This window comes from Proteus penneri (assembly GCF_022369495.1).
GTDB classification, from domain to species: Bacteria; Pseudomonadota; Gammaproteobacteria; order Enterobacterales; family Enterobacteriaceae; genus Proteus; species Proteus penneri.
This window is the reverse complement of record NZ_CP059690.1, coordinates 1675909-1698082: the sequence shown is the minus strand read 5'-3', so window position 1 is coordinate 1698082 and position 22174 is coordinate 1675909. Positions and strand designations below refer to the sequence as shown.

The following is a 22174-nucleotide window of genomic DNA, read 5'->3' as shown; positions in this document are numbered from 1 at the left end:
TGAGATAAAAAATAAAGAAACTACTGAACTACTGAACTACTGATTATTACGATTAAGCCAATGAGCTGAATCAATTAATATTGCACCCTTCACTCGCATCTCTTCCAGTGCTTTTTCGCTATCGTCATTTTGAATATTTACACCGCGACAACCGTCTGTAATGACTGAGACCTGATATCCTAATAACAGCGCATCTAGCACTGTAAATTTGACACAGTAATCCGTAGCAATTCCTAAAATATAAAGATGTTTTATATTGAGCGTCTGTAAAAGTGTGTGTAAGCCGGTTTGATATTCATGGTCGTTATCAAAAAAAGCACTATAACTATCAATAAGGGGATTTTGCCCTTTATAAATAATATGATTAATTAAGGCTTGGTTTAATTCAGGGTGAAATGCAGCACCATAAGAATGTTGTACGCAATGAACTGGCCACCAAACTTGTGGTAATCCATTAAGTGTACCGATTTCTCCCACAACAGTACCTGAATTTTCAGCAAAGCTAAGATGATCGGCTGGATGCCAATCTAAACTTGCAATAATCGGGCTTTTAGTTTGCTTGAAACCATTAATAAGCTGATTGGCTGTTTGAATAACCCTCTCACTCTCGTTAACAGCTAAAGCTCCCCCTGTACAAAAATCGTTTTGTATATCAACCAGTAATAGCGCAGAGTTTTTCACTAAAGTTGCCCTTTTATTAAGCTTAGTCGTTATCGTTTAATGTCATTTCACCGCGAAGGTTTTGTTGCATTAAGCGACAAATTTCAGTGTAATTATATTGTTGGCTAAGGAGATAATGCAGTTTAGTTAATGTCGCCTCAAATGTCATATCATAACCACTAATAACACCGACTTCCGCTAATGCTTGGCCTGTTGCATAACCTTCCATATTCACTCGACCAGAAATACATTGTGTAAGATTAATAACCACAATGCCACGCTCTGTTGCTTCGCGCAGTGTAGAAAGTAAAGCAGGGTGTGATGGTGCATTACCGACACCATAAGAGCGCAATATTAAGGCTTTCACCGGTTGCATCAGAATATTTTTCACTACTACATCTGAAAGGCCTGGATAAATCGTGACAACACCGATAGGCTGGGGCGTAATATTATGTGCAATAAATTCCCCTTTCCCTTTGGGAAAAGAGTTAATTTTAAATTGTTTAATATTAATGCCCGCTTCTAACAATGGTGCGCTATTCGGTGACGCAAAGGCATTAAAGCCATCAGCATGTGCTTTTACTGTGCGGTTTCCTCGATACAACGTGTTATTGAAGAAAAGTGCTACTTCATTAATTGGATGATGTGCAGCGAGATAAAGTGCATTTAATAGGTTTGTTTGTCCATCAGACCGTAAGGCTTCTAAAGGAATTTGAGAGCCAGTAACGATAATAGGCTTGCTAAGATTCTCAAACATAAAAGAGAGTGCTGATGCGGTAAATGCCATGGTATCAGTACCATGAAGAATAACGAACCCATCATAGTTGTGATAATTTTCATTTATATCATCAGCGATAGATTGCCAATCTTCTGGGGTGATATTTGATGAATCAATTAAAGGAAGGTGCTCTTTGATTGTAAAATCGGGCATCTCTTCACGATGGAATTCTGGCATTTTAGCTAATTGGCGTTGTAAATGCCCTGATACAGGAATATAGCCATGTTCAGAATGTTGCATACCAATAGTACCGCCAGTATAAACAACGTAGATTGATTTTTTTTGCATCAGACAAAGCACTCTTATTCAGCTGTGAGAAATATCTGATTATAGGGAGTTTACAGAATAAAAAAAGGAAAGGATGCTAAAAAAATAAAATAGAGATTAATGAATATCCGCTTTAAATCATCGCGTTAAAAATATCATTGATAAGAATGAGTGAAAAATAATCGCCAGCATATTATGCCAAATAAAGTCAGAAATAAAAGAGAAAACACCCACCTTGAAAGGGTGGGTGTTGAGACTGAAAAGATTATTGAATATCCCCACAAGATAAACAATACGCATAGCGATTTAACGGGTCGTTCATATTGCGATAAAACTCTGTCTGGGTTTTAACTTCTTTTAAAACAGGTGCAGGTATATACGCTTGTAATGGATCAGGAAGGAGCGCTTTTGCATTAGACGATAAACTCATTATGATCTGCTCTGACAGGCTTAATTCAGGTTTCATCCAATCAACAACAGGCTGGTCAATTTTTGCCATTTTAGCCGCAGCATCAATAGCATCATCAAAATCACCAAACTCATCAACTAAACCCACATTCTTTGCATCTATTCCTACCCACACTCGACCTTGAGCAATACGGTCAATTTGAGCTGGCGTTTTTTTACGAGATTCTGCGACTAAATGAATAAACGTTTTATAACCACTTTCGATATTTAACTGTAAAAGTTCTGCAAACTCTTCAGGTAGTTTATTTGTGACAGATAATCCGGCTAAGGGTGAAGTTGTGACGCCATCAGTATAAACACCAATAGACTCTAAGCTGTTTTCAAAGGTATTAATAACGCCAAAGATGCCAATTGAGCCTGTTAATGTCGATGGGCTAGCAATAATCTTATTTGCAGGGGTTGAGATCCAATATCCACCTGATGCGGCTAAACCTCCCATTGAAACAACCACATGTTTTTTCTGTTGTTTAAAGGCGGCAACTTCACTACGTATTTGCTCTGATGCAGAAACACTACCTCCAGGGCTATTTACACGTAATACAAGTGCCTTAATATTCGGATCTAAACGTGCTTGGCGAATTTGATTAGCAATAGTTGTCCCTCCTGCAGAACCCGGGATACTTTCACCATCAATAATGGCTCCTTGAACAACGACGACGGCAATATTCCCTTCATCATTTGCAGGTAATGATGAAGTTAATGTATCGGCATAATCATAAATGCTGATATTGTTAAATTGTTGGTTTTCTTTATCCCACTGGAAGGTCTCTGTCATATCTGCTTCAAATTGAGCGTATGAGCTTACAGAATCCACTAATTTACGATTTAGCGCATAAGTTGCGTTATCGCCATCTGCATTGCGTAGCTGTGCAATCATCTCTTTTGCACCAGGGAAAACATCTTCTTTGGTAATGCTACGGTTTTCTGCAACTTGGGTTAAATAAGTAGACCATAGTGAATTAACTAAACGTAATGAAGCTTCCCGTGATTCTGCAGACATGTCATTACGCATTAATGGCTCAACCGCGGATTTATACGTTCCTACGCGGAAAATATGAGTACTAACTTTTAAATTTTCTAACAGTGTTTTGTAATAGAGGTTTTGAAAGCCAAAACCATAAATGCCTACGGCACCTTGAGAAGTGAGGTAAATCTTATCTGCATAAGAAGCGAGATAATACTGTGGTTGACTGTAATAGCCACTTACTGCAAAAATCGGTTTGCCTGTCTTTTTAAATTCATTAAGTGCTTTACCAATATAATTTAGCGAAGGCTGGTCTGCGCCTGCAAATTCATCAAGTTTAAGCACCATACCTTTAATTTTGGGATCTTGAGTTGCTCGACGTAACGTGTCGACAACTTCAAATAATGAATTTTCTTGAAGCTGACTACTAGAAACGCCTAAAAGCTCACGTCCAACTTCTCCTAAGGGATTTTGGGTTGCAGTTTGGTCAACAATGACACCTTTAAGGTCAACAAGAAGGGCGCCTTCATAATCCATTGGTTTTTGTGCTTCCTTACTAATTAAGAAAATACCAATAACCATAAAGAGAAGGAAAAAGAAAATAACGTTTAAGATTAATTTCCTGATAAAGTTAATGGCTTGCCAACTGAATTTTAATATTACGCCGATTAACTCCATAATTTTATTCATATTATCTCCACATCATGTAAAGCTAAAATTTAATCCTAAACAGTCATGCTAGAATTATTGGTAAGCAGGTTACATCCACATAATCTCATACTATTAAAACAAAGAATGTTGTTAGCAATAGAGAGAATAGCAATAACAATGAAGGAATATTCTAATATAGCTCTTATTGAATGTCTGTCATTGATTTTTAGGAAACCTCGAATGATAACTCTTTGCTTAAGATGTTATTAAGTAAAAAGTTATTTTACGTAAAAATAGCTAAATAAATTCACACAAAAAGGCATCAAACTAATATGAGAATCGTCGAATTAAAGATAAAAATAGACTTAAATTAACGGAGTAGGCTGATGTTAATCATTTTATGAACAATAATTTACGATTAAATAACCACATCGCTGACTTTTAGAAAAATTTCCGCCTAAATCTGTGGATGGTGGTAATATAACAGTTTGTTATACTGCGAATTGATAAGAACTGTCCATCCCCATAAGAATGGGATCTTGCTAAAATAAAATGCTGACAGGAGAATAAAAATGGATGCATTAACACTGCTTTTGAACCGCCGTTCAGCTTCCCGCCTGACTACACCAGCCCCTGATAGTGAAGCCCTCAATACTATTTTACAAGCTGGTATGCGCGCGCCTGATCATGGTGCACTTAAGCCTTGGCATTTTGTTGTAATGCAAAAGGAAGGTATTGAGCGTTTTAGCCAATTACTGCATAAAGCCGCGGTTGTGAGTAATTTAGGCCCTGAGGTTGAAGAAAAAGCAAAAAATGCACCTTTTCGTGCCCCATTGATCATCACAGTTATTGCGAAAGTGAAAGATCATCCTAAAGTGCCTGAATGGGAGCAAGTTGTTGCAGCAGGTTGTTGCGTACAAGCAATGCAAATGGCCGCTGTTGCACAAGGATTTGGGGGAATTTGGCGCTCAGGCTCTTGGACTCATGACGCAGTTGTAAGAGAAGGGCTTGGCTGTGGTGAACACGACCAGATTATTGGTTTCCTTTATTTAGGTACACCAGCTTTAAAAGCACCAATGACGGTTTCTCCTGCTGACTTAACTGATTTTGTGACTTATTTTTAAAAAAGGATGGCATGTTATGTCTGAAGCAATTCGTTTAACACAATACAGTCATGGTGCAGGTTGTGGTTGTAAAATCTCGCCAAAAGTTTTAGAAACCATTTTACACAGCGAACAAGCTAAATTTCATGATCCTCATTTACTTGTTGGTAATGAAACTAAAGATGATGCCGCTGTTTATGATTTAGGAAATGGTACAGGTATTATCAGCACCACTGATTTTTTTATGCCAATTGTTGATAACCCTTATGACTTTGGGCGTATCGCTGCAACAAATGCAATCAGCGATATTTTTGCAATGGGTGGAAAACCTATTATGGCGATTGCTATTTTAGGTTGGCCAATTAATAAACTGGCACCGGAAATTGCACGTGAAGTGATTGAAGGTGGTCGAGCTGCTTGTCAAGAAGCAGGAATTTCATTAGCTGGTGGTCACTCAATTGATGCGCCAGAACCTATTTTTGGTCTTGCCGTAACGGGTGTAGTGCCTGTGAGTAAAGTGAAGAAAAACAGTGAAGCTAAAGCAGGATGTCAGCTTTTTTTAACTAAACCTTTGGGTATCGGTGTATTAACAACTGCTGAGAAGAAAGGTTTATTAAAACCAGAACACCAAGGTTTAGCGACAGAAATTATGTGTCGTATGAATAAAGCCGGTTCTGATTTTTCTGATATTGATGGTGTCACTGCAATGACTGATGTTACAGGGTTTGGTTTATTAGGGCACTTAAGTGAAATCTGTGATGGCTCTGGTGTACAAGCGACTATTCACTTCTCACAAGTACCAAGATTGCCAGAAGTCGAGTCTTATATTGAACAAGGCTGTGTTCCGGGTGGTACAAGTCGTAACTTTGAAAGTTATGGTCATTTAATTGGTGAGATCACTGAAATGCAACGCAAATTACTCTGTGATCCACAAACATCAGGTGGCTTATTATTAGCAGTATTACCTGAAGCTGTGGAACAAGTTAAAGACGTCGCGGCTCGTTTTGATATTGAACTAACCTCTATCGGTGAGTTAACTGAGCCAGTGGCAGGAAAAGCGTTGATTGAAGTGATTAACTAACGTAATGAGATTATTTATTGCAGAAAAACCCAGCCTTGCTCGAGCTATTGCTGATGTATTGCCAAAACCTCATAAACGGGGCGATGGCTTTATTCTTTGTGGTGATAACCAGTATGTGACGTGGTGTGTTGGTCACTTACTTGAACAAGCTGAGCCGGATGCATACGACCCGCGGTACGCCCGCTGGTCGTTAGATGATTTGCCCATTATTCCTGAAAAATGGCAACTGAAACCCCGAGCTGATGTTAAGAAACAGCTGGAAACCATTAAAACACTGCTTAAGCAGGCACAAGAAGTGATCCACGCGGGAGACCCCGATCGTGAAGGTCAGCTTTTAGTAGATGAAGTGCTTAACTATTTAAATATCAGTGAAGAGCAAAGAAAACAGGCACGCCGTTGCTTAATTAATGACTTAAATCCCGCGGCTGTGACACGTGCTATTGATAAGCTACGGTATAACCATGAATTTGTACCATTATGTGTATCTGCTTTGGCACGAGCAAGAGCAGACTGGCTTTATGGTATCAACATGACGCGAGCCTATACACTCTTAGGCCAGCGCAATGGTTACCAAGGCGTATTATCTGTAGGGCGTGTACAAACGCCTGTATTAGGCTTAGTCGTTCGTCGTGATGAAGAAATTGAAAACTTCGTTCCTAAGGATTTCTTTGAAGTTAAAGCACATGTTGTAACACCTGCTGATGAACGCTTTACTGCGATTTGGCAGCCAAGTGAACATTGTGAACCTTGGCAAGATGAAGAAGGGCGATTATTAAATCGTAAACTTGCAGAGCATGTTGTTGAGAGAATTAAAAACAAACCTGCGTATGTAACGGATTATCAAGATAAGCAAGAATCTGAAATAGCACCACTTCCTTTTTCACTTTCTGCATTACAAATTGAAGCAGCAAAACGTTTTGGTTTAAGTGCACAGCAAGTTTTAGATACATGCCAACGCCTATATGAAACACATAAGCTGATCACGTATCCGCGTTCTGACAGTCGTTATTTACCTGATGAACATTTTGCTGGTCGCCATGCTGTTATTAATGCGATTAGTACACATGATCCAAGCCTATTACCGCAAGCGACCCTAGATATTGATAAAAAGAATCGTTGCTGGGATGATAAAAAAGTTGATGCTCACCATGCGATTATTCCAACGGCAAAAACGAGTAATATCTCATTAAGTGAAAATGAGAAAAATATTTATTATCTCGTGGCTCGCCAATATCTAATGCAATTTATGCCTGATGCAGTTTATCGTAAATGCGTTATTGAACTTGATATTGAGAATGGCAAGTTTATTGCTAAAGCACGTTTTTTAGCACAATCAGGATGGCGAGTATTACTAGGTGCGAAAGAGCAAGATGCTGAAAATGATGGTTCTGCATTGCCAATAGTGGCTAAAGGTGATGAGTTGCTGTGTGAAAAGGGTGAAATGGTTGAAAAGCAAACGCAGCCCCCAAGGCCTTTTACTGATGCAACATTGCTTTCAGCTATGACCGGAATTGCGCGCTTTGTTCAAGATAAAGAACTTAAGAAAATCCTAAGAGCAACAGATGGCTTAGGTACTGAAGCGACAAGGGCGGGGATTATTGAGCTATTATTTAAACGCGGTTTTTTGCAAAAAAAAGGGCGAGCCATTAATTCAACGCCGGCCGGTAGAGCATTAATTCATGTATTGCCCGATATGGCAACCTTACCGGATATGACCGCACACTGGGAATCGATACTCACGCAAATTAGTGAAAAGCAATTTAAATATCAAGATTTTATGATGCCATTAAATAACACCTTGATAGAGTTGATTACTCAAGCAAAACGTCGTCCGAATATTCAAGCTTTTAGAAATCTTCCTGCACCGGCGCATAACAAAAAGCGCAAGACAGCAACGAAAGGAAGTCATAAAGCAAGCGCCAAAAAAAATAAAGCGCAGAGTAAAGACGCAACGACTGAGAGTTAAGCACAAATAAAAAGCACTTTCTCTATATTTAGCGAAGTGCTTTTATTGAATTAAAATTTTATTTGATTAGATTTTAAATTCAGCCCATACAGGGGCATGATCAGATGGTTTTTCCATTCCACGAATATCGTAATCAATTCCTGTTGAAATACAATTATCCGCTAAACAACGACTGGCTAAGAGTAAATCGATACGTAGTCCACGATTGTCATCAAATCCTTTAGAACGATAATCAAACCACGAGAATTTATCATCTGCTTCAGGATGTTGTTGGCGGAAAGTATCTGTTAATCCCCAGCCCATCAATGTTGCCAGCCATTCCCGCTCTTCTGGTAAGAAAGAACATTTACCTGTTTTTAACCAGCGTTTCATATTATTTTCGCCAATACCAATATCTTTATCTGTTGGGCTAATATTTAAATCACCCATAATAAGTACTGGAGAGGTCGGTTTTAAGCTGGCAGTTAGGTAGTTTTGAAGGTCAGCATAAAATTTTTCTTTTGCTGGAAATTTAGTTTCATGATCACGGCTTTCACCTTGAGGGAAATAACCGTTCATCACTGTCAATAAACCCGCGGGTGTTTCGATATCAGCCATGATCATGCGGCGTTGAGCATCATCGTCATCACTAGGAAAACCTTTACGTACTGCGACGGGTTTTTCCTTTGTGAGTAAGGCAACTCCATAATGCCCTTTTTGACCATGATAGAAAACATGATAACCCAAGGCACCCACTGTATCTAATGGAAACATATCATCATGAACTTTTGTTTCTTGAAGTCCAATAACATCTGGCTGATGTTTTTCTATGATAGCTTCAAGTTGGTGAGGACGAGCGCGTAAACCATTAATATTGAAAGAGACAAATTTCATGTGACTGTAACCATTTATATATTGAATAATAGGATGTCTTATACTAACAGGATCATAAAATGAATGTAAGCAAATCACTGAAATGATGGTACAGCTTATCAAGAGAGAGATAAAATAACGATTATTAAATAGAGTCCGCTAATTTAATAAAAATAATTAATTACATAACAAAAAATATTAATTAAACAAACTAGAAACATAAACTAATCTTTGATAGAAGAATATAAGTATTATTATTCTTTATATGTGAAGAATGATGACATAATAAAAATAATATTGTAGTTATAAATTGTATTCATTAAAAGGAGGTAAAAGAATATTTATATAAAACTGCTTTTATATAAAATTAATTTTTAAATTAATTAATCACTATTTCATTTACATCAAATGAATTAATGAAATTATTTTATTCTACACAGCTAAGGAATGGTGAATTATGTTTTTTTCTCGTAAATTAGAAGCCTTTATGGCCGTAGTCGAAAATGGCTCATTAAGTAAAGCTGCTCGGGTGATGAATCGCACAACGCCTCCCGTCGCTAAATCTATCAAAGACTTTGAAGCCGTATTAGGAAAGCGTTTATTTAAACGAGAGAAGTTTGGTATGAGTTTAACCCAAGAAGGGCTTGAGCTTTATAATGATTTGAAATCGCTCTATCTACAGGAAAAAGAGATAACTAAAAAACATATCTCGGGTATTATAAATAATAGCATTCATGTTTATTATGATTGGGGAAAAAGTCAATATTTAACTCAGCTTTATCAAGCAGCAAATAAAAATTATTCCCATATAAATATAATGCGATTCTCAAGAGAAAGCTTTGAAGAAATACCTGATTATGATGGTAATACATTAATATTAAGTTCTGATAAAATTATTAGTGAAAAATTTAGCCTTCTTCATAAAATAGAAAATAAACACTTAGGTATTTGTTGTCAAAAAACACTTGTAAATAGTGTAAATAATAATCTTGATAGACTTTTAAGTGAAAATATTTGGTTATGTGATCCGGCATTATACAAAACAACTAAGATAAAAAAATTAGAGAGTGAAATGGGGGATAGAGGAAAGACTGTGTGTGTCAGAATAATGGATGATCTTAATTGCTGTTTACGTTTTATTCAAACGCATAATTCTCTTTTATTGACAGATGAAAACCCATTGAAAGATGAGTATGAAGCAGACTTATGCTTTATACCATTAATTCAACCTAAGATACGATATAACTGTTACATCTATAAATCTAAGTATCACTCAAGTGTATTGAATCGATTTTTAGATTTAATTAATAAAATGGAATGAAAAGGATTTTTCTAGACTAAAACGAAGAGGAGATGGTGGTGGGAGAAGGATTCGAACCTTCGAAGTCTGTGACGGCAGATTTACAGTCTGCTCCCTTTGGCCGCTTGGGTATCCCACCAACATTAAATTGTTTTGCTGTCCGTGACAGCGGGCGCAATAATACCAAATACCTGAGATCTGTAAAGCGCTATTTTACTAAAAAGAGTCTGACTGCTGTAAAAATGTGCGTATCGTTCAAGCTTTATGCGCTATCGTGTTGATTTTAATTAATATCATCTCTATTAATAAGAGATAAAAATAAACCGCGATATGCTTGATATCGCGGTTTACATTTAGATAGTCATGCTCGCGTTATTAGTGGCAGAAAACTTATAAAATGATTGTTCTGTTACCGTAAACGAATACACGTTGTGAAAGTACCCAATATAATGCGTGACTAAGAACATTCTTTTCAACATCTCGACCCGCTCGCATCATATCTTCAGCAGAAAACGTATGGTCAACGTTGATCACATTTTGAGTGATGATTGGACCTTCATCTAAATTATCATTTACGTAGTGTGCAGTTGCCCCTATGATTTTAACACCACGCTCATAAGCCTGATGGTAAGGACGTGCACCAATAAAGGCAGGTAAGAAGGAGTGGTGAATATTAATAATTTGGTTTGGGAAGTTTTGTACAAATGCAGGTGTTAATACACGCATATATTTTGCGAGTACAACATAATCAGGTTTGTATTGATTAATTTGTGTAATTAACTTTTCATCATGTTGATCACGGGTTAAGCCTTCATGGCTAACAAGATGGAAAGGAATACCAAACTGTTCTACTAAATGTTTTAACGTGTCATGATTACCAATAACGGCGGCAATTTCAACATCCAAATCACCGAATGCACTTTTCATTAATAAGTCACCCAAGCAGTGTGCTTCTTTTGTCACCATAATGACGATGCGACGACGGCCTGCGGTATTTAATTCACGTTTTGAACCTTGTGGTAAGGCATCATCTAAATCGGCAAGAAAGGTTTCATCATTAAAGATACCTTCAAGCTCGGTACGCATAAAAAAACGACCTGTACGATGATCAACAAACTCACTATTTTGAACAATATTTAATTGATGTTTATAACAAATATTGGTGATTTTAGCGATAAGTCCTTTTGCATCAGGGCAAATAGTACGTAGTATTTTTTTTTGAATATTTTGGTGTTGCATGTATGGATAAATCCTTTCTTTTACTTCTGTGTTTGCAGTTATTTGATGTTATTTTCACAACATTTTTTGTATTTACGTCCTGAACCACAGGGGCAGGGATCGTTTCGTCCCACTTTCGGTTTCACACCGTCAATATAAAACCAACAGTCATCTATTTTTAGAAAACGAGAGCGTTCATGTAAGTACTGTTTATCATCGGCATTTCTTTCAATAAAGCAAGCTGAGAATTCAACATATGCCTCATTTTTATTTGTGCTCGCTTGCGATGAAATAACATTGAGTCCAAGCCATTGTGTATTTGGAAAGCCTGAAACTAATTCATCATGTAAGGATGCAACACGACAAGAGGGGTGCCACGTTTTTATTAAGTAATCAGCATTATGCTTAACGAACGCGCTATAACGCGAACGCATCAATGCCTCTGCTGTTGGGGCGTTTTTTTGACCTAAATGGTAAGGCTCGCAACAATCAGAGTAGAATAATTGGCTATTGCAGGGGCATAAACTCGACAAAATAATGTCCTAACTCACGTTATCAGTATGACGATTTCCCATAGCGCGAAAAAAGTAACGATTGGGAATAGTTAACGTCAATGTTGAACTAAACTAATAATGTAGCGCTAATTTATCAGCATGTGAAACGATAGTTACCGGAGTCACCAATGAACAAAGCCTTAGTGGGTAAAAAAATTTTAATAATTGATGATGAGGTCGTTTTTCGCACAATGTTGACGGAATATTTCTCACATGAAAAAGCATGTGTCTATACAACAGATAACGGTAGCCAAGCATTATCTTTATTAGAAGGGGGATTGCTTCCTGATCTTATTTTATGTGATATCCGTATGCCGATAATGAATGGGCCCACTTTTTTGTATCATCTTGAACAACTTAAATTGGCTATTCCTGTTATTGCCATTTCATGTACAGATAATATGGCTGAAATAGATGATATGTTGCGTTTAGGAGCACAGGAGATTTTCCTTAAACCAATAATACATCTTGATAAATTAAAACAAAAAGTCATTGAAGTATTATGTCCTGGTTTTTTTGAATCAGTATTAATAGAAGGCATACACTTAAAACCACTTTGGAATAGCTTACAAAAAGATACTCATTATATTCAGTCGTTCATAAAACAGATGCAACCTCAGGTTAAGCAGGTTGTTGCGGGATATTGTGTTAATTATCGTCAATTAAATGATATAGCTAAGATGGGGTTATTATTTGATATTGCAGCTTTATCAGAAGATCAAATTATTTTCTATTGTGTTGATATATCGAGAGATGATGAAAATGGACTTTTAGTCGCTTTACTTTTACGGGTTGTTTTTAATGATGTATTAAAATCATCAGAAAAAGTACGATCTTTGCCAAGTATGCATAATATGTTGAATAAATTAAATAAAATGATTAATGAAATTGGGGTGAAAGGACAATTTCCTATTACAATTGGTTATTATCATACTCAGAAAAAAAATATCCTTTTAGCCTCAGCAGGCTTAAAAGCTGAAATAAAAACAGAAAGTAAAAAATTCAAATTAAATAGTGGTGTTCCCTTGGGCACCTTGCAACTTTTATATATTAATCAAATAAAATGTGAGGGAACAATTTGGCAATGTAAAATTTGGGATAACACAAATCAGATTAAATTAATGTTTTCTCCTATCTATAAAAGTTAAGTTTAGATTAAATAAAAATAGAATATCGTGCATATATTAAACATAAATGAAGAACTATCTCAATTAACGGGTAGGAGTCTGTTTATCCTTAGATATTAGCTGGTATACTCTGGCGATTATTTTTAATTGTACCCATTCACAATCTGAAAGTAGAACGGTACGAATTGCAGGAGAAATGTAATGTCATCAGCAGTGCGTAAAGTTAGAAAAGCGGTGATCCCTGTTGCTGGATTAGGAACAAGAATGCTACCTGCAACCAAGGCAATTCCAAAAGAGATGTTGCCAGTGGTTGATAAGCCTCTTATTCAATATGTAGTGAATGAGTGTATTGCAGCAGGTATTAATGAAATTGTACTTGTTACACATTCATCTAAAAATTCAATTGAAAACCATTTTGATACCAGTTTTGAATTAGAAGCAATTTTAGAAAAACGAGTTAAACGCCAGTTATTAGAAGAAGTACAAAGCATTTGTCCAAGCCATGTCACTATTATGCAAACTCGTCAGGGAATAGCAAAAGGATTAGGCCATGCTATTTTATGTGCTAAGCCATTAATTGGTGATGAACCTTTCGCTGTTATCCTGCCTGATGTCATTTTAGATAGATACAGTGCTGATTTAACCAAAGTTAACTTAAAAGAGATGCTTTCTCACTTTGAACATTCCGGCGCAAGCCAAATCCTTGTTGAACCTGTTCCTGAAGATGAAGTTTCTAATTATGGTATTGTTGATTGCATGGGCGAAAGCTTATGCCCAGGTGATAGCAAACCAATTACTCGTGTTGTTGAAAAACCTAAAAAAGAAGAAGCACCTTCGAATTTATCTATCGTAGGGCGTTATGTGTTATCTGAAAGTATTTGGCCACTCTTAGCGAAAACTGCACCAGGTGCTGGAGATGAAATTCAGTTAACTGATGCAATTGCAATGCTGATTGAAAAAGAAGCTGTTGAAGCTTATCACCTACAAGGGAAAAGCCACGATTGTGGTAATAAACTAGGGTATATGAAAGCTTTTGTAGAGTATGGAATACAGCACGAAGAGTTTGGCGAAGATTTTGCCCAATGGATAAAATCATTAAAAATACAATAAAATAAAGCTTATTAACTATCATTTATATAGTTAATTTCACTGTATAATTCCTGTCAATGTATAATGCATAATAAGTGATTATTTTGTGGGAAAAGCTAGATAAAGTGATTGTAGGAGATTAAGGTATGGCTCAATGCATATAGTATTGAGCCATGTTGATTTCTGTTATGTATGATGATGTTAAGCGTTATGATGTTTAATCGAGGTGATATTAAGTATGATAGCGTTGGCATAAAAATAAATTATTGGGCTATTTGAGTGATAATATGAAAATATTGGTAACAGGTGCGGCGGGTTTTATTGGCTATCATATGAGTCAGCGTTTAATCGAAATGGGTTATCATGTTGTTGGAATAGATAACCTGAATGATTATTATGATGTACGCTTAAAAGAAGCTCGATTAGCTAAATTACAACAGCTAGAAAAATTCCATTTTGAAAAACTTGATATTGTTGATTCAGTAAAAGTGGCTCAATTATTTGCATCACACCAATTTGACCGAGTTATTCATTTAGCTGCTCAACCTGGGGTTCGTTATTCAATTGAAAACCCAATGGCATATATTGATGCGAATATTGTAGGTCATATTAATATATTAGAAGGATGTCGCCATAATAAAGTCGGACATCTTATCTACTCCTCATCAAGCTCTGTTTATGGTTTAAATCAGAAGCAGCCTTTCTCAACAGAAGATAGTGTTGATCATCCTGTTTCATTATATGCGGCAACAAAGAAAGCCAATGAATTAATGTCTCATAGCTATTCACATTTATATCAATTACCAACAACGGGATTACGTTTCTTCACGGTATATGGCCCTTGGGGACGTCCTGATATGGCATTATTTAAATTCACCAAAGCAATGTTAGCAGGTGAACCTATTGATGTTTATAACGGTGGAAATATGACGCGTGATTTCACTTATGTTGATGATATCGTGGGATCCGTTGTTCGATTGGTTAATGTTATACCAGAAGCAGATGAAAACTGGACAGTAGAGAAAGGTGAAACATCTTCAAGTTCTGCCCCTTATAAAATCTATAATGTGGGTAATGGGCAACCAACTAAATTGATGGCATTTATTGAAGCGATAGAAAAATCATTAAATATTAAAGCTAAATTGAATTTAATGCCGATGCAAGATGGTGATGTTCTTTCTACTTGTGCCGATTGCCAAGACTTGTCTGAAACAATAGGCTTCTCACCGAATACAGAAGTAGAATATGGCGTAAAACAGTTTGTTGATTGGTATTTAAGTTATTATAAAAATTAATAATATTAGTTTCATTAAATCAAAAAAAAGGGAGCGATAAAGCTCCTTTTTCATTATAAATAACGTAGTTATTACATTTTTTATTTTGTTTATCCTCATCTAATACAAACAACATCAGCACATATTAAAATTAAACGCTTGTTTAATTAAATGGGATAAACAACAAAATACCCTTTTAAGTAATTAAAAGGGTATTTCAAATAGAGTATTGACTGTAAATTACAGCAGGAAATCTTCTAATGATTTGCCTTCTTCATCAATAGCACGTTTGATTACAGCTGGTGTACGACCTTGGCCTGTCCAAGTTTTAGTTTCACCATTATCATCAACGTAAGAATATTTAGCTGGGCGAGCTGCACGTTTAGCACGGCCAGTTTTATTAGTTGCACTTGCTTCAAGTAAGTCTGTTGGATCAATACCGGCTTCTTCTAACATTTCACGGTATTTTTGTAATTTCTGAACACGTTCTTCTTCAGCTGCTTTTTCTAATGAGAATTCTTCACGACGCTCATTAACGACAACTTCGAGTTTCTCCAGCATTTCTTCTAAAGTTTCTAAAGAAGTTTCTCTTGCTTGTGCGCGGAGAGTACGGATGTTATTTAATATTTTTAAAGATTCGCTCATTTTCCTGGTCTCAAATAAATGTTGTTGGCTGATGTAATACTAATAATAGATTGCTATTTAAATTTCTGCAATACCTAAATACAAACCTTACGTAAAATTTCTTTTTTTTAAACTAATATCTCAACGAAAAAAATAATAAAAGTTGAGGTATCTTTAGTCAATAAAGGAAATATTAGTAAGGAAATGCATCTTTTAAGTGATGATAGCGCTAATGCTAAAGAATAGAAAGCTTTGTTCATTTTTTTATAATAACTGACTTTTTTCTAAAAATGGAATCGGACTAACTTTCATACTTTAATAAAGGTATATCAAGGTGTGTTTTAATATGTTAAGTACTTATTAAAGCTATTTATTTTTTAAACAAAATTAGCATTAACAACAAACTTTATCTTTGGATGGTATATCTAGAATAGAAATAAAGGCAATAAATACTTGTTATAGATAACTTGTAGATTGTTTATGTTAGACTGTCGTTCGTGAAAATAAACACTATTTAAGGAGAGAGCTGATGGCTCAGCTTTACTTTTATTATTCAGCCATGAATGCTGGAAAATCAACATCTTTATTGCAATCCTCTTATAACTATAATGAACGAGGAATGCGCACATTGATTTTCACAGCGGCTATTGATACACGCTTTGCAAAGGGAAAGGTTAGCTCAAGAATAGGATTAAGTGCTGATGCATTACTCTTTAGTGATGATATGAATATTCGTGATGTTATTGTTGCTGAACATAACAAACAACCTATTCACTGTGTATTGATTGATGAATGCCAATTCTTAAGTAAGGCGCATGTTGAACAACTTTGCGAAATAACGGATACCTATGATATTCCTGTTCTCACTTATGGATTAAGAACGGACTTTAGAGGTGAGTTATTTACCGGCAGTGCTTATTTATTAGCATGGGCTGATAAGCTTGTAGAACTTAAAACAGTATGTTACTGCGGTAGAAAGGCAAATAAAGTACTACGCCTAGATGATAAAGGAAATGTTCTGAGTGATGGTGCTCAAGTTGAAATAGGTGGAAATGAAAAATATGTTTCAGTCTGTCGTAAGCATTATACGCAGGCAACCTTAAAAGGGTGTATTGAACAAGAGTAACTTTTTCAATTTCCCTCTTTTACTAATTTGTTAGGGTAAAAGAGGGGGATGAAATAAGAATTCAAATAAAGCGTTATATTATGTAATACCAAAAAATGTTTATACATTTTTAATTTTTAGCCAATTTGTTGGCTTTTTTTATATCAAAATGCGGTGAGTTTGATTTTCTTTTGTGAAGATATGTTATTTTTTGACAGGAAAATTTATTTATTTCATCGATTTCATTATCATTAATCAAAAAAGACATAATCAAATATACGTAAGGTGTTTATTTTGTGATGTCGATATTGTTTTTTACAAATGATAAGAGAGAGGGACATTTGATTCATTTATATTGTTCATAGTTTAATAAAGTTGAATAAAGATAGGCGGAAAACACTAAAAGATATTTCGTTTATCTATGGTTAGTATAATGAAACGTTTATATCAGGTTTTATAGATGCTGATTATAGACTGTTTAAGTTATCATTGAATAAATAAAACACTTCATTTTGTAGCTGTTAATACGGATAAACAGGCTCTTCTCATACTCCTAAAGGAGTAAGTTTCTAAGCGTAATGTACAAATAGCGACCTTTATTACGTTATTATTTCGGTAATAAGTTAATCAGCTTCATTCTGATAATACTTTATTGAAATTATATTTTTTATAAATCCAACGCGGTTAGAGATATAAAATATTTATATCTCCATATTTTAAACACAAATTAATAATCCAAATAATGAAGTCTATTTGTTTTATCGGATAAGAATTCAATTGTAAGAAAGCGTAAAGTAATCACGATGATTTCAAATAACATTTTGTTATCGTCATTATGTGAAGGATATAAGATAAGAGTGAGATGATTAAACTAACTAAATCAAAGAGGGGAGAGTTTGACGCGCTCTATAATCCCCTACAAAGCATTTTTTATCATGTGGTAATACGTTGGTATGGCTTGATCGATGAGTTGCTCAGCGTCTTTTATAGAGCCAATTATGAATGCATAAAGAAAGACGTTATTTTTATACTAAAAATCAAATTTACAAACTAAGTATAACTACTTATATTTTATGGCTAAATAGTGACCTATCACGCCTTATTCCTCAATATTAGAAAACAGTCGCAAATTATAGATAAGCAAATGAGAAGCCATAAAAAAACCCAGCCATGGTAGGACTGGGTTTCTATTTAAGAATAAATAACCGAAATATTGAGGATCACACTAGTACAGTGTATTTCAATTATTTTTTACTGCTTTTTTTAGCTGGTTTTGTCTCTTCTTTTACTTCAACAACTGGATGTTCATTAAATTCACGACCATAGTAAGAATCTAATAACAGTTGTTTTAGTTCAGATATCAGTGGGTAACGTGGGTTAGCACCAGTACACTGATCGTCAAACGCATCTTCAGATAATTTATCAACCCTTGCTAAGAAATCACTTTCTTGGACACCAGCTTCACGAATAGAAGATGGAATTCCTAATGAAGATTTCATTTCCTCTAACCAAGCTAATAACTTCTCAATTTTAGCAGCAGTACGGTCACCCGGTGCTGAAAGTTCTAAGTGGTCAGCGATTTCTGCATAGCGACGGCGTGCTTGAGGGCGGTCGTATTGGCTAAATGCAGTTTGTTTTGTTGGGTTGTCATTAGCGTTATAACGAATAACGTTTGAAATTAATAACGCATTAGCTAAACCATGAGGAATATGGAACTCAGAGCCTAATTTATGCGCCATTGAGTGACAAACACCCAAGAATGCGTTAGCAAAAGCAATACCCGCAATAGTTGCCGCATTATGAACACGTTCACGAGCAACTGGGTTTTTAGCCCCTTCATGATAACTTGCTGGCAGATATTCTTTCAGTAACTTCAATGCTTGCAGTGCTTGTCCGTCAGAATATTCGTTAGCTAATACAGAAACATAAGCTTCTAATGCGTGAGTTACTGCGTCTAAACCACCAAATGCACACAATGATTTAGGCATATTCATAACAAGGTTTGCATCAACAATAGCCATATCTGGTGTTAATGCATAGTCTGCTAATGGGTATTTTTGACCGGTTTCATCATCAGTTACAACTGCAAATGGTGTTACTTCAGAGCCTGTACCTGATGTTGTTGTGATAGCAACCATTTGTGCTTTCACACCCATTTTCGGGAACTTATAAATACGTTTACGGATATCCATAAAACGTAATGCTAATTCTTCGAAGTGAGTTTCTGGGTGCTCATACATAACCCACATGATTTTTGCCGCATCCATCGGGGAACCACCACCTAATGCGATGATCACGTCAGGTTTAAAGCTGTTCATTTGTTCTGCGCCTTTGCGCACAACACTTAATGTTGGGTCTGCTTCAACTTCAAAGAAGACTTCTGTTTCAACACCAAATTTTTTCAGTACACGAGTTACTTCATCAACATAACCATTGTTGAATAAGAAACCATCGGTCACGATAAAAGCACGTTTTTTACCATCTGTCGCAATCTCTTCCAGTGCGATAGGTAAACAACCACGGCGGAAGTAAATAGATTTAGGGAGTTTATGCCACAACATATTTTCTGCTCTTTTCGCCACGGTTTTAGTGTTGATAAGGTGTTTTGGCCCTACGTTTTCTGAAATGGAGTTACCACCCCATGAACCACAACCTAAAGTTAGAGAAGGAGCAAGTTTAAAGTTGTATAAATCACCAATACCACCTTGAGATGCTGGAGTATTGATTAAGATACGAGATGTTTTCATTTTATCGCCGAAATAGGCAACATGTTCAGGACAATTATCTTGGTCTGTATATAAGCAAGATGTATGACCGATACCACCCATTTCAACTAATTTTTCTGCTTTATGTACCGCATCTTCAAACGATTGAGCGTGGTACATTGCTAGTAGTGGAGATAATTTTTCGTGAGCAAATGGTTCTGCTTCTGTAGTTTCTTTTACTTCACCAATTAAAATTTTGGTATTTACAGGTACTTCAATGCCAGCCATTTCAGCAATTTTTGTTGCTGGTTGACCTACAATAGCTGCGTTTAAGTTACCGTCTTTTAAGATGATATCTTGAACCGCTTTTAATTCTTTACCTGTTAGCATATAACCGCCGTGAGTTGAGAAACGCTCACGAACTTGTTTATAGATGCTATCAACAACGATAACAGATTGTTCTGACGCACAAATTACGCCGTTATCGAAAGTTTTAGACATTAAGATTGATGCTACAGCACGTTTAATATCTGCTGAGTCATCAATAACGACTGGCGTATTACCCGCACCAACACCGATAGCAGGTTTACCTGAACTATATGCTGCTTTAACCATGCCTGGACCACCTGTTGCTAAGATCAGGTTGATATCTTCATGGTGCATTAATGCGTTAGAGAGGGCGACTGATGGTTCATCAATCCAACCAATAATGTCTTTTGGCGCACCCGCGGCGATAGCTGCATTTAAAACGATTTCAGCAGCACGGTTTGTCGCTTCTTTTGCTCGAGGGTGTGGAGAGAAAATAATACCATTACGTGTTTTTAAGCTAATTAATGCTTTAAAAATCGCAGTAGAAGTTGGGTTAGTGGTCGGTACGATACCACAGATGATCCCAATAGGTTCAGCAATGGTTATTGTGCCGTAAGTGAGATCTTCAGATAAAATCCCGCAGGTTTTTTCGTCTTTATACGCATTGTAGATATACTCAGAAGCAAAGTGGTTTTTTATCACTTTATCTTCAACGATACCCATACCAGACTCTTTGACGGCCAATTTTGCAAGAGGAATACGAGCATCAGCGGCAGCTAATGCAGCAGCACGGAAAATAGCATCAACTTGTTCTTGAGAGAAATTAGCAAATTCACGTTGGGCTTTTTTTACACGAGCAACCAAATCATTGAGTTCAGTAACGTTAGTTACAGACATAAAGAGACTCCTGATAAAATGTTAAATTTTTTAAGCAAATTAGCCGTTTTCATCATAATTAATAAGAATAGCTTAGAAAGATGATAATGTGCTCAATTCGATAATAATTATTAGAGAGCATAATTTGCTTAAAAAACTTAAAAAAAACAATAATCAAGGAAAATATATTTTTGAAGTAACCCTCTTTCTTTGAATGATAACAGCTTACCATCTTTCTAATTAATTAACGTGATATATATCACAAAATTGGCAAGCTGACACCTTTCAGCATGGCTTTTTATGAGAATGATTCTTATATGTAATAAATCTTCAACGATTTTTTTGTCGTAGACTTGATTTCGATATAAAATTAAACCACTAGGTTTTAATCAGTTTACAATAGAATATTTTAGGTAAAAACTTGTTAACTAATAGAATTAACTGGTTTATTGATTTAAAGTAACGCGCATTTTTTGGAGTTAATCTATCTTTTTATAGATAATTCGCATGTTTATTAGCCAATAAGGGGCTTTTCATGGGGTCATTACTGGATTTATCCGGTTATATTAAATTTTTTGTCGGTCTTTTTGCGATTGTAAATCCAATTGGTATTTTGCCAGTCTTTATCAGTATGACGAGTTATCAAACTGATGCAGGGCGCAACAAAACAAACTTAATTGCGAATGGCTCTGTTGCAATTATTTTAGTCTCTTCTCTGTTAATCGGTGATTCTATACTGAATGTTTTCGGTATTTCTATCGACTCGTTTCGTATAGCTGGTGGGATACTGATTGTTACCATTGCCATGACGATGATTAATGGGCGTTTAGGGGAAGATAAACAAAACAACCAAGAACGAAACGAATCCGCAGTACGCAATAGTGTTGCGGTTGTACCTTTAGCATTACCATTAATGGCGGGACCCGGGGCAATCAGTTCCTGTATTGTGTGGAGCTCTCGCTGGGAAGGGTTTACTAATTTTATAGGACTAGCCGCAACCAGTATCTTTTTTGCCTTTTGCTGTTGGTTGCTGTTTCGCAGTGCAACACTATTAGTAAAATATTTAGGGCAAACTGGCATTAATGTGGTTACTCGTATAATGGGTTTATTATTAATGTCGTTAGGTATTGAATTTATTGTGACCGGATTGCGTTCTATTTTCCCCGGCTTATTAGTTTAAACACAGCGCAGAACAATTAAAAA

17 protein-coding genes and 1 tRNA gene are annotated in these 22174 nt (G+C 36.0%); 9 read left to right on the top strand and 9 right to left on the bottom strand.

Translation table 11 applies throughout. The features are described 5' to 3' along the window. Positions 1–36: 36 nt before the first annotated feature. From pncA to sppA, 3 genes are all read right to left on the bottom strand, one after another. Entirely contained in the window at positions 37–681 is a 645-nt protein-coding gene (pncA, locus tag H1225_RS07730) for a bifunctional nicotinamidase/pyrazinamidase (RefSeq protein WP_006536409.1), read from the bottom strand. A gap of 22 nt (positions 682–703) precedes the next feature. Further along, complete coding sequence (ansA, locus tag H1225_RS07725) at positions 704–1726, bottom strand: asparaginase (protein ID WP_072064105.1); 1023 nt, start codon at positions 1724–1726, stop codon at positions 704–706. Between the two features lie 244 nt (positions 1727–1970). After that, on the bottom strand, positions 1971–3827 hold the full coding sequence (gene sppA, locus H1225_RS07720) for a signal peptide peptidase SppA (RefSeq protein ID WP_109847348.1): 1857 nt from the start codon (positions 3825–3827) through the stop codon (positions 1971–1973). A gap of 533 nt (positions 3828–4360) precedes the next feature. Here sppA and H1225_RS07715 point away from each other — a divergent pair. The 3 genes from H1225_RS07715 to H1225_RS07705 are packed head-to-tail and all read left to right on the top strand — an operon-like array spanning position 4361 to position 7938. Further along, positions 4361–4912, top strand: coding sequence for an NAD(P)H nitroreductase (locus H1225_RS07715; RefSeq protein ID WP_006536414.1), 552 nt, complete (start codon positions 4361–4363; stop codon positions 4910–4912). 16 nt (positions 4913–4928) lie between these two features. Continuing rightward, a complete protein-coding gene (gene selD, locus H1225_RS07710; protein WP_109847349.1) occupies positions 4929–5972 on the top strand; it encodes a selenide, water dikinase SelD in 1044 nt (347 codons plus the stop codon). A 4-nt stretch (positions 5973–5976) separates the two neighbouring features. After that, complete coding sequence (locus tag H1225_RS07705) at positions 5977–7938, top strand: DNA topoisomerase III (protein WP_239739618.1); 1962 nt, start codon at positions 5977–5979, stop codon at positions 7936–7938. Positions 7939–8004: 66 nt separating this feature from the next. On the opposite strand, the gene xthA is transcribed toward H1225_RS07705, so the two are convergent. Next, positions 8005–8811, bottom strand: a complete 807-nt coding sequence (gene xthA / locus H1225_RS07700; RefSeq protein ID WP_109400572.1) for an exodeoxyribonuclease III — start codon at positions 8809–8811, stop codon at positions 8005–8007. A gap of 436 nt (positions 8812–9247) precedes the next feature. On the opposite strand from xthA, the gene H1225_RS07695 reads away from it, so the two are divergent. Beyond that, complete coding sequence (locus H1225_RS07695) at positions 9248–10111, top strand: helix-turn-helix domain-containing protein (RefSeq protein ID WP_072064099.1); 864 nt, start codon at positions 9248–9250, stop codon at positions 10109–10111. Positions 10112–10144: 33 nt separating this feature from the next. Here the strand turns inward: H1225_RS07695 and H1225_RS07690 are convergent. The 3 genes from H1225_RS07690 to H1225_RS07680 form a co-directional block, all read right to left on the bottom strand. After that, a tRNA-Tyr gene (locus tag H1225_RS07690) sits at positions 10145–10229 on the bottom strand. A 251-nt stretch (positions 10230–10480) separates the two neighbouring features. Further along, complete coding sequence (gene purU, locus H1225_RS07685; protein ID WP_072064098.1) at positions 10481–11329, bottom strand: formyltetrahydrofolate deformylase; 849 nt, start codon at positions 11327–11329, stop codon at positions 10481–10483. A 38-nt stretch (positions 11330–11367) separates the two neighbouring features. After that, positions 11368–11841 carry a YchJ family protein gene (locus H1225_RS07680; RefSeq protein ID WP_109400570.1) on the bottom strand — a complete coding sequence of 158 codons (474 nt, stop codon included), beginning with the start codon at positions 11839–11841 and terminating at the stop codon, positions 11368–11370. A 149-nt stretch (positions 11842–11990) separates the two neighbouring features. On the opposite strand from H1225_RS07680, the gene rssB reads away from it, so the two are divergent. The 3 genes from rssB to H1225_RS07665 all read left to right on the top strand — a co-directional run bounded on the left by rssB (position 11991) and on the right by H1225_RS07665 (position 15373). Beyond that, positions 11991–13010: a two-component system response regulator RssB gene (gene rssB / locus H1225_RS07675; RefSeq protein ID WP_115065403.1), complete on the top strand. Its 1020-nt coding sequence runs from the start codon at positions 11991–11993 to the stop codon at positions 13008–13010. Between the two features lie 180 nt (positions 13011–13190). Beyond that, positions 13191–14099, top strand: a complete 909-nt coding sequence (gene galU / locus H1225_RS07670) for a UTP--glucose-1-phosphate uridylyltransferase GalU (protein WP_006536427.1) — start codon at positions 13191–13193, stop codon at positions 14097–14099. A 266-nt stretch (positions 14100–14365) separates the two neighbouring features. Further along, positions 14366–15373, top strand: a complete 1008-nt coding sequence (locus tag H1225_RS07665) for an NAD-dependent epimerase (RefSeq protein WP_006536428.1) — start codon at positions 14366–14368, stop codon at positions 15371–15373. A gap of 219 nt (positions 15374–15592) precedes the next feature. Here H1225_RS07665 and hns read toward each other — a convergent pair whose 3' ends face one another. Then, positions 15593–15997: a histone-like nucleoid-structuring protein H-NS gene (hns, locus tag H1225_RS07660; RefSeq protein ID WP_006536429.1), complete on the bottom strand. Its 405-nt coding sequence runs from the start codon at positions 15995–15997 to the stop codon at positions 15593–15595. A 508-nt stretch (positions 15998–16505) separates the two neighbouring features. Here hns and H1225_RS07655 point away from each other — a divergent pair. After that, positions 16506–17102, top strand: coding sequence for a thymidine kinase (locus H1225_RS07655; RefSeq protein ID WP_006536430.1), 597 nt, complete (start codon positions 16506–16508; stop codon positions 17100–17102). Between the two features lie 1223 nt (positions 17103–18325). On the opposite strand, the gene adhE is transcribed toward H1225_RS07655, so the two are convergent. Next, positions 18326–20992: a bifunctional acetaldehyde-CoA/alcohol dehydrogenase gene (adhE, locus tag H1225_RS07650; RefSeq protein WP_072064093.1), complete on the bottom strand. Its 2667-nt coding sequence runs from the start codon at positions 20990–20992 to the stop codon at positions 18326–18328. Positions 20993–21506: 514 nt separating this feature from the next. Here adhE and H1225_RS07645 point away from each other — a divergent pair. Beyond that, positions 21507–22151 carry a YchE family NAAT transporter gene (locus tag H1225_RS07645; RefSeq protein WP_006536434.1) on the top strand — a complete coding sequence of 215 codons (645 nt, stop codon included), beginning with the start codon at positions 21507–21509 and terminating at the stop codon, positions 22149–22151. Positions 22152–22174 lie beyond the last annotated feature (23 nt).

Bases quoted from the DNA above. Each gene is read 5' to 3' on its own strand.
- ansA (WP_072064105.1), bottom strand. From the start codon at position 1,726: ATGCAAAAAAAATCAATCTACGTTGTTTATACTGGCGGTACTATTGGT.
- sppA (WP_109847348.1), bottom strand. From the start codon at position 3,827: ATGAATAAAATTATGGAGTTAATCGGCGTAATATTAAAATTCAGTTGG.
- H1225_RS07715 (WP_006536414.1), top strand. From the start codon at position 4,361: ATGGATGCATTAACACTGCTTTTGAACCGCCGTTCAGCTTCCCGCCTG.
- selD (WP_109847349.1), top strand. From the start codon at position 4,929: ATGTCTGAAGCAATTCGTTTAACACAATACAGTCATGGTGCAGGTTGT.
- H1225_RS07705 (WP_239739618.1), top strand. From the start codon at position 5,977: ATGAGATTATTTATTGCAGAAAAACCCAGCCTTGCTCGAGCTATTGCT.
- xthA (WP_109400572.1), bottom strand. From the start codon at position 8,811: ATGAAATTTGTCTCTTTCAATATTAATGGTTTACGCGCTCGTCCTCAC.
- H1225_RS07695 (WP_072064099.1), top strand. From the start codon at position 9,248: ATGTTTTTTTCTCGTAAATTAGAAGCCTTTATGGCCGTAGTCGAAAAT.
- purU (WP_072064098.1), bottom strand. From the start codon at position 11,329: ATGCAACACCAAAATATTCAAAAAAAAATACTACGTACTATTTGCCCT.
- rssB (WP_115065403.1), top strand. From the start codon at position 11,991: ATGAACAAAGCCTTAGTGGGTAAAAAAATTTTAATAATTGATGATGAG.
- galU (WP_006536427.1), top strand. From the start codon at position 13,191: ATGTCATCAGCAGTGCGTAAAGTTAGAAAAGCGGTGATCCCTGTTGCT.
- H1225_RS07665 (WP_006536428.1), top strand. From the start codon at position 14,366: ATGAAAATATTGGTAACAGGTGCGGCGGGTTTTATTGGCTATCATATG.
- hns (WP_006536429.1), bottom strand. From the start codon at position 15,997: ATGAGCGAATCTTTAAAAATATTAAATAACATCCGTACTCTCCGCGCA.
- H1225_RS07655 (WP_006536430.1), top strand. From the start codon at position 16,506: ATGGCTCAGCTTTACTTTTATTATTCAGCCATGAATGCTGGAAAATCA.
- adhE (WP_072064093.1), bottom strand. From the start codon at position 20,992: ATGTCTGTAACTAACGTTACTGAACTCAATGATTTGGTTGCTCGTGTA.
- H1225_RS07645 (WP_006536434.1), top strand. From the start codon at position 21,507: ATGGGGTCATTACTGGATTTATCCGGTTATATTAAATTTTTTGTCGGT.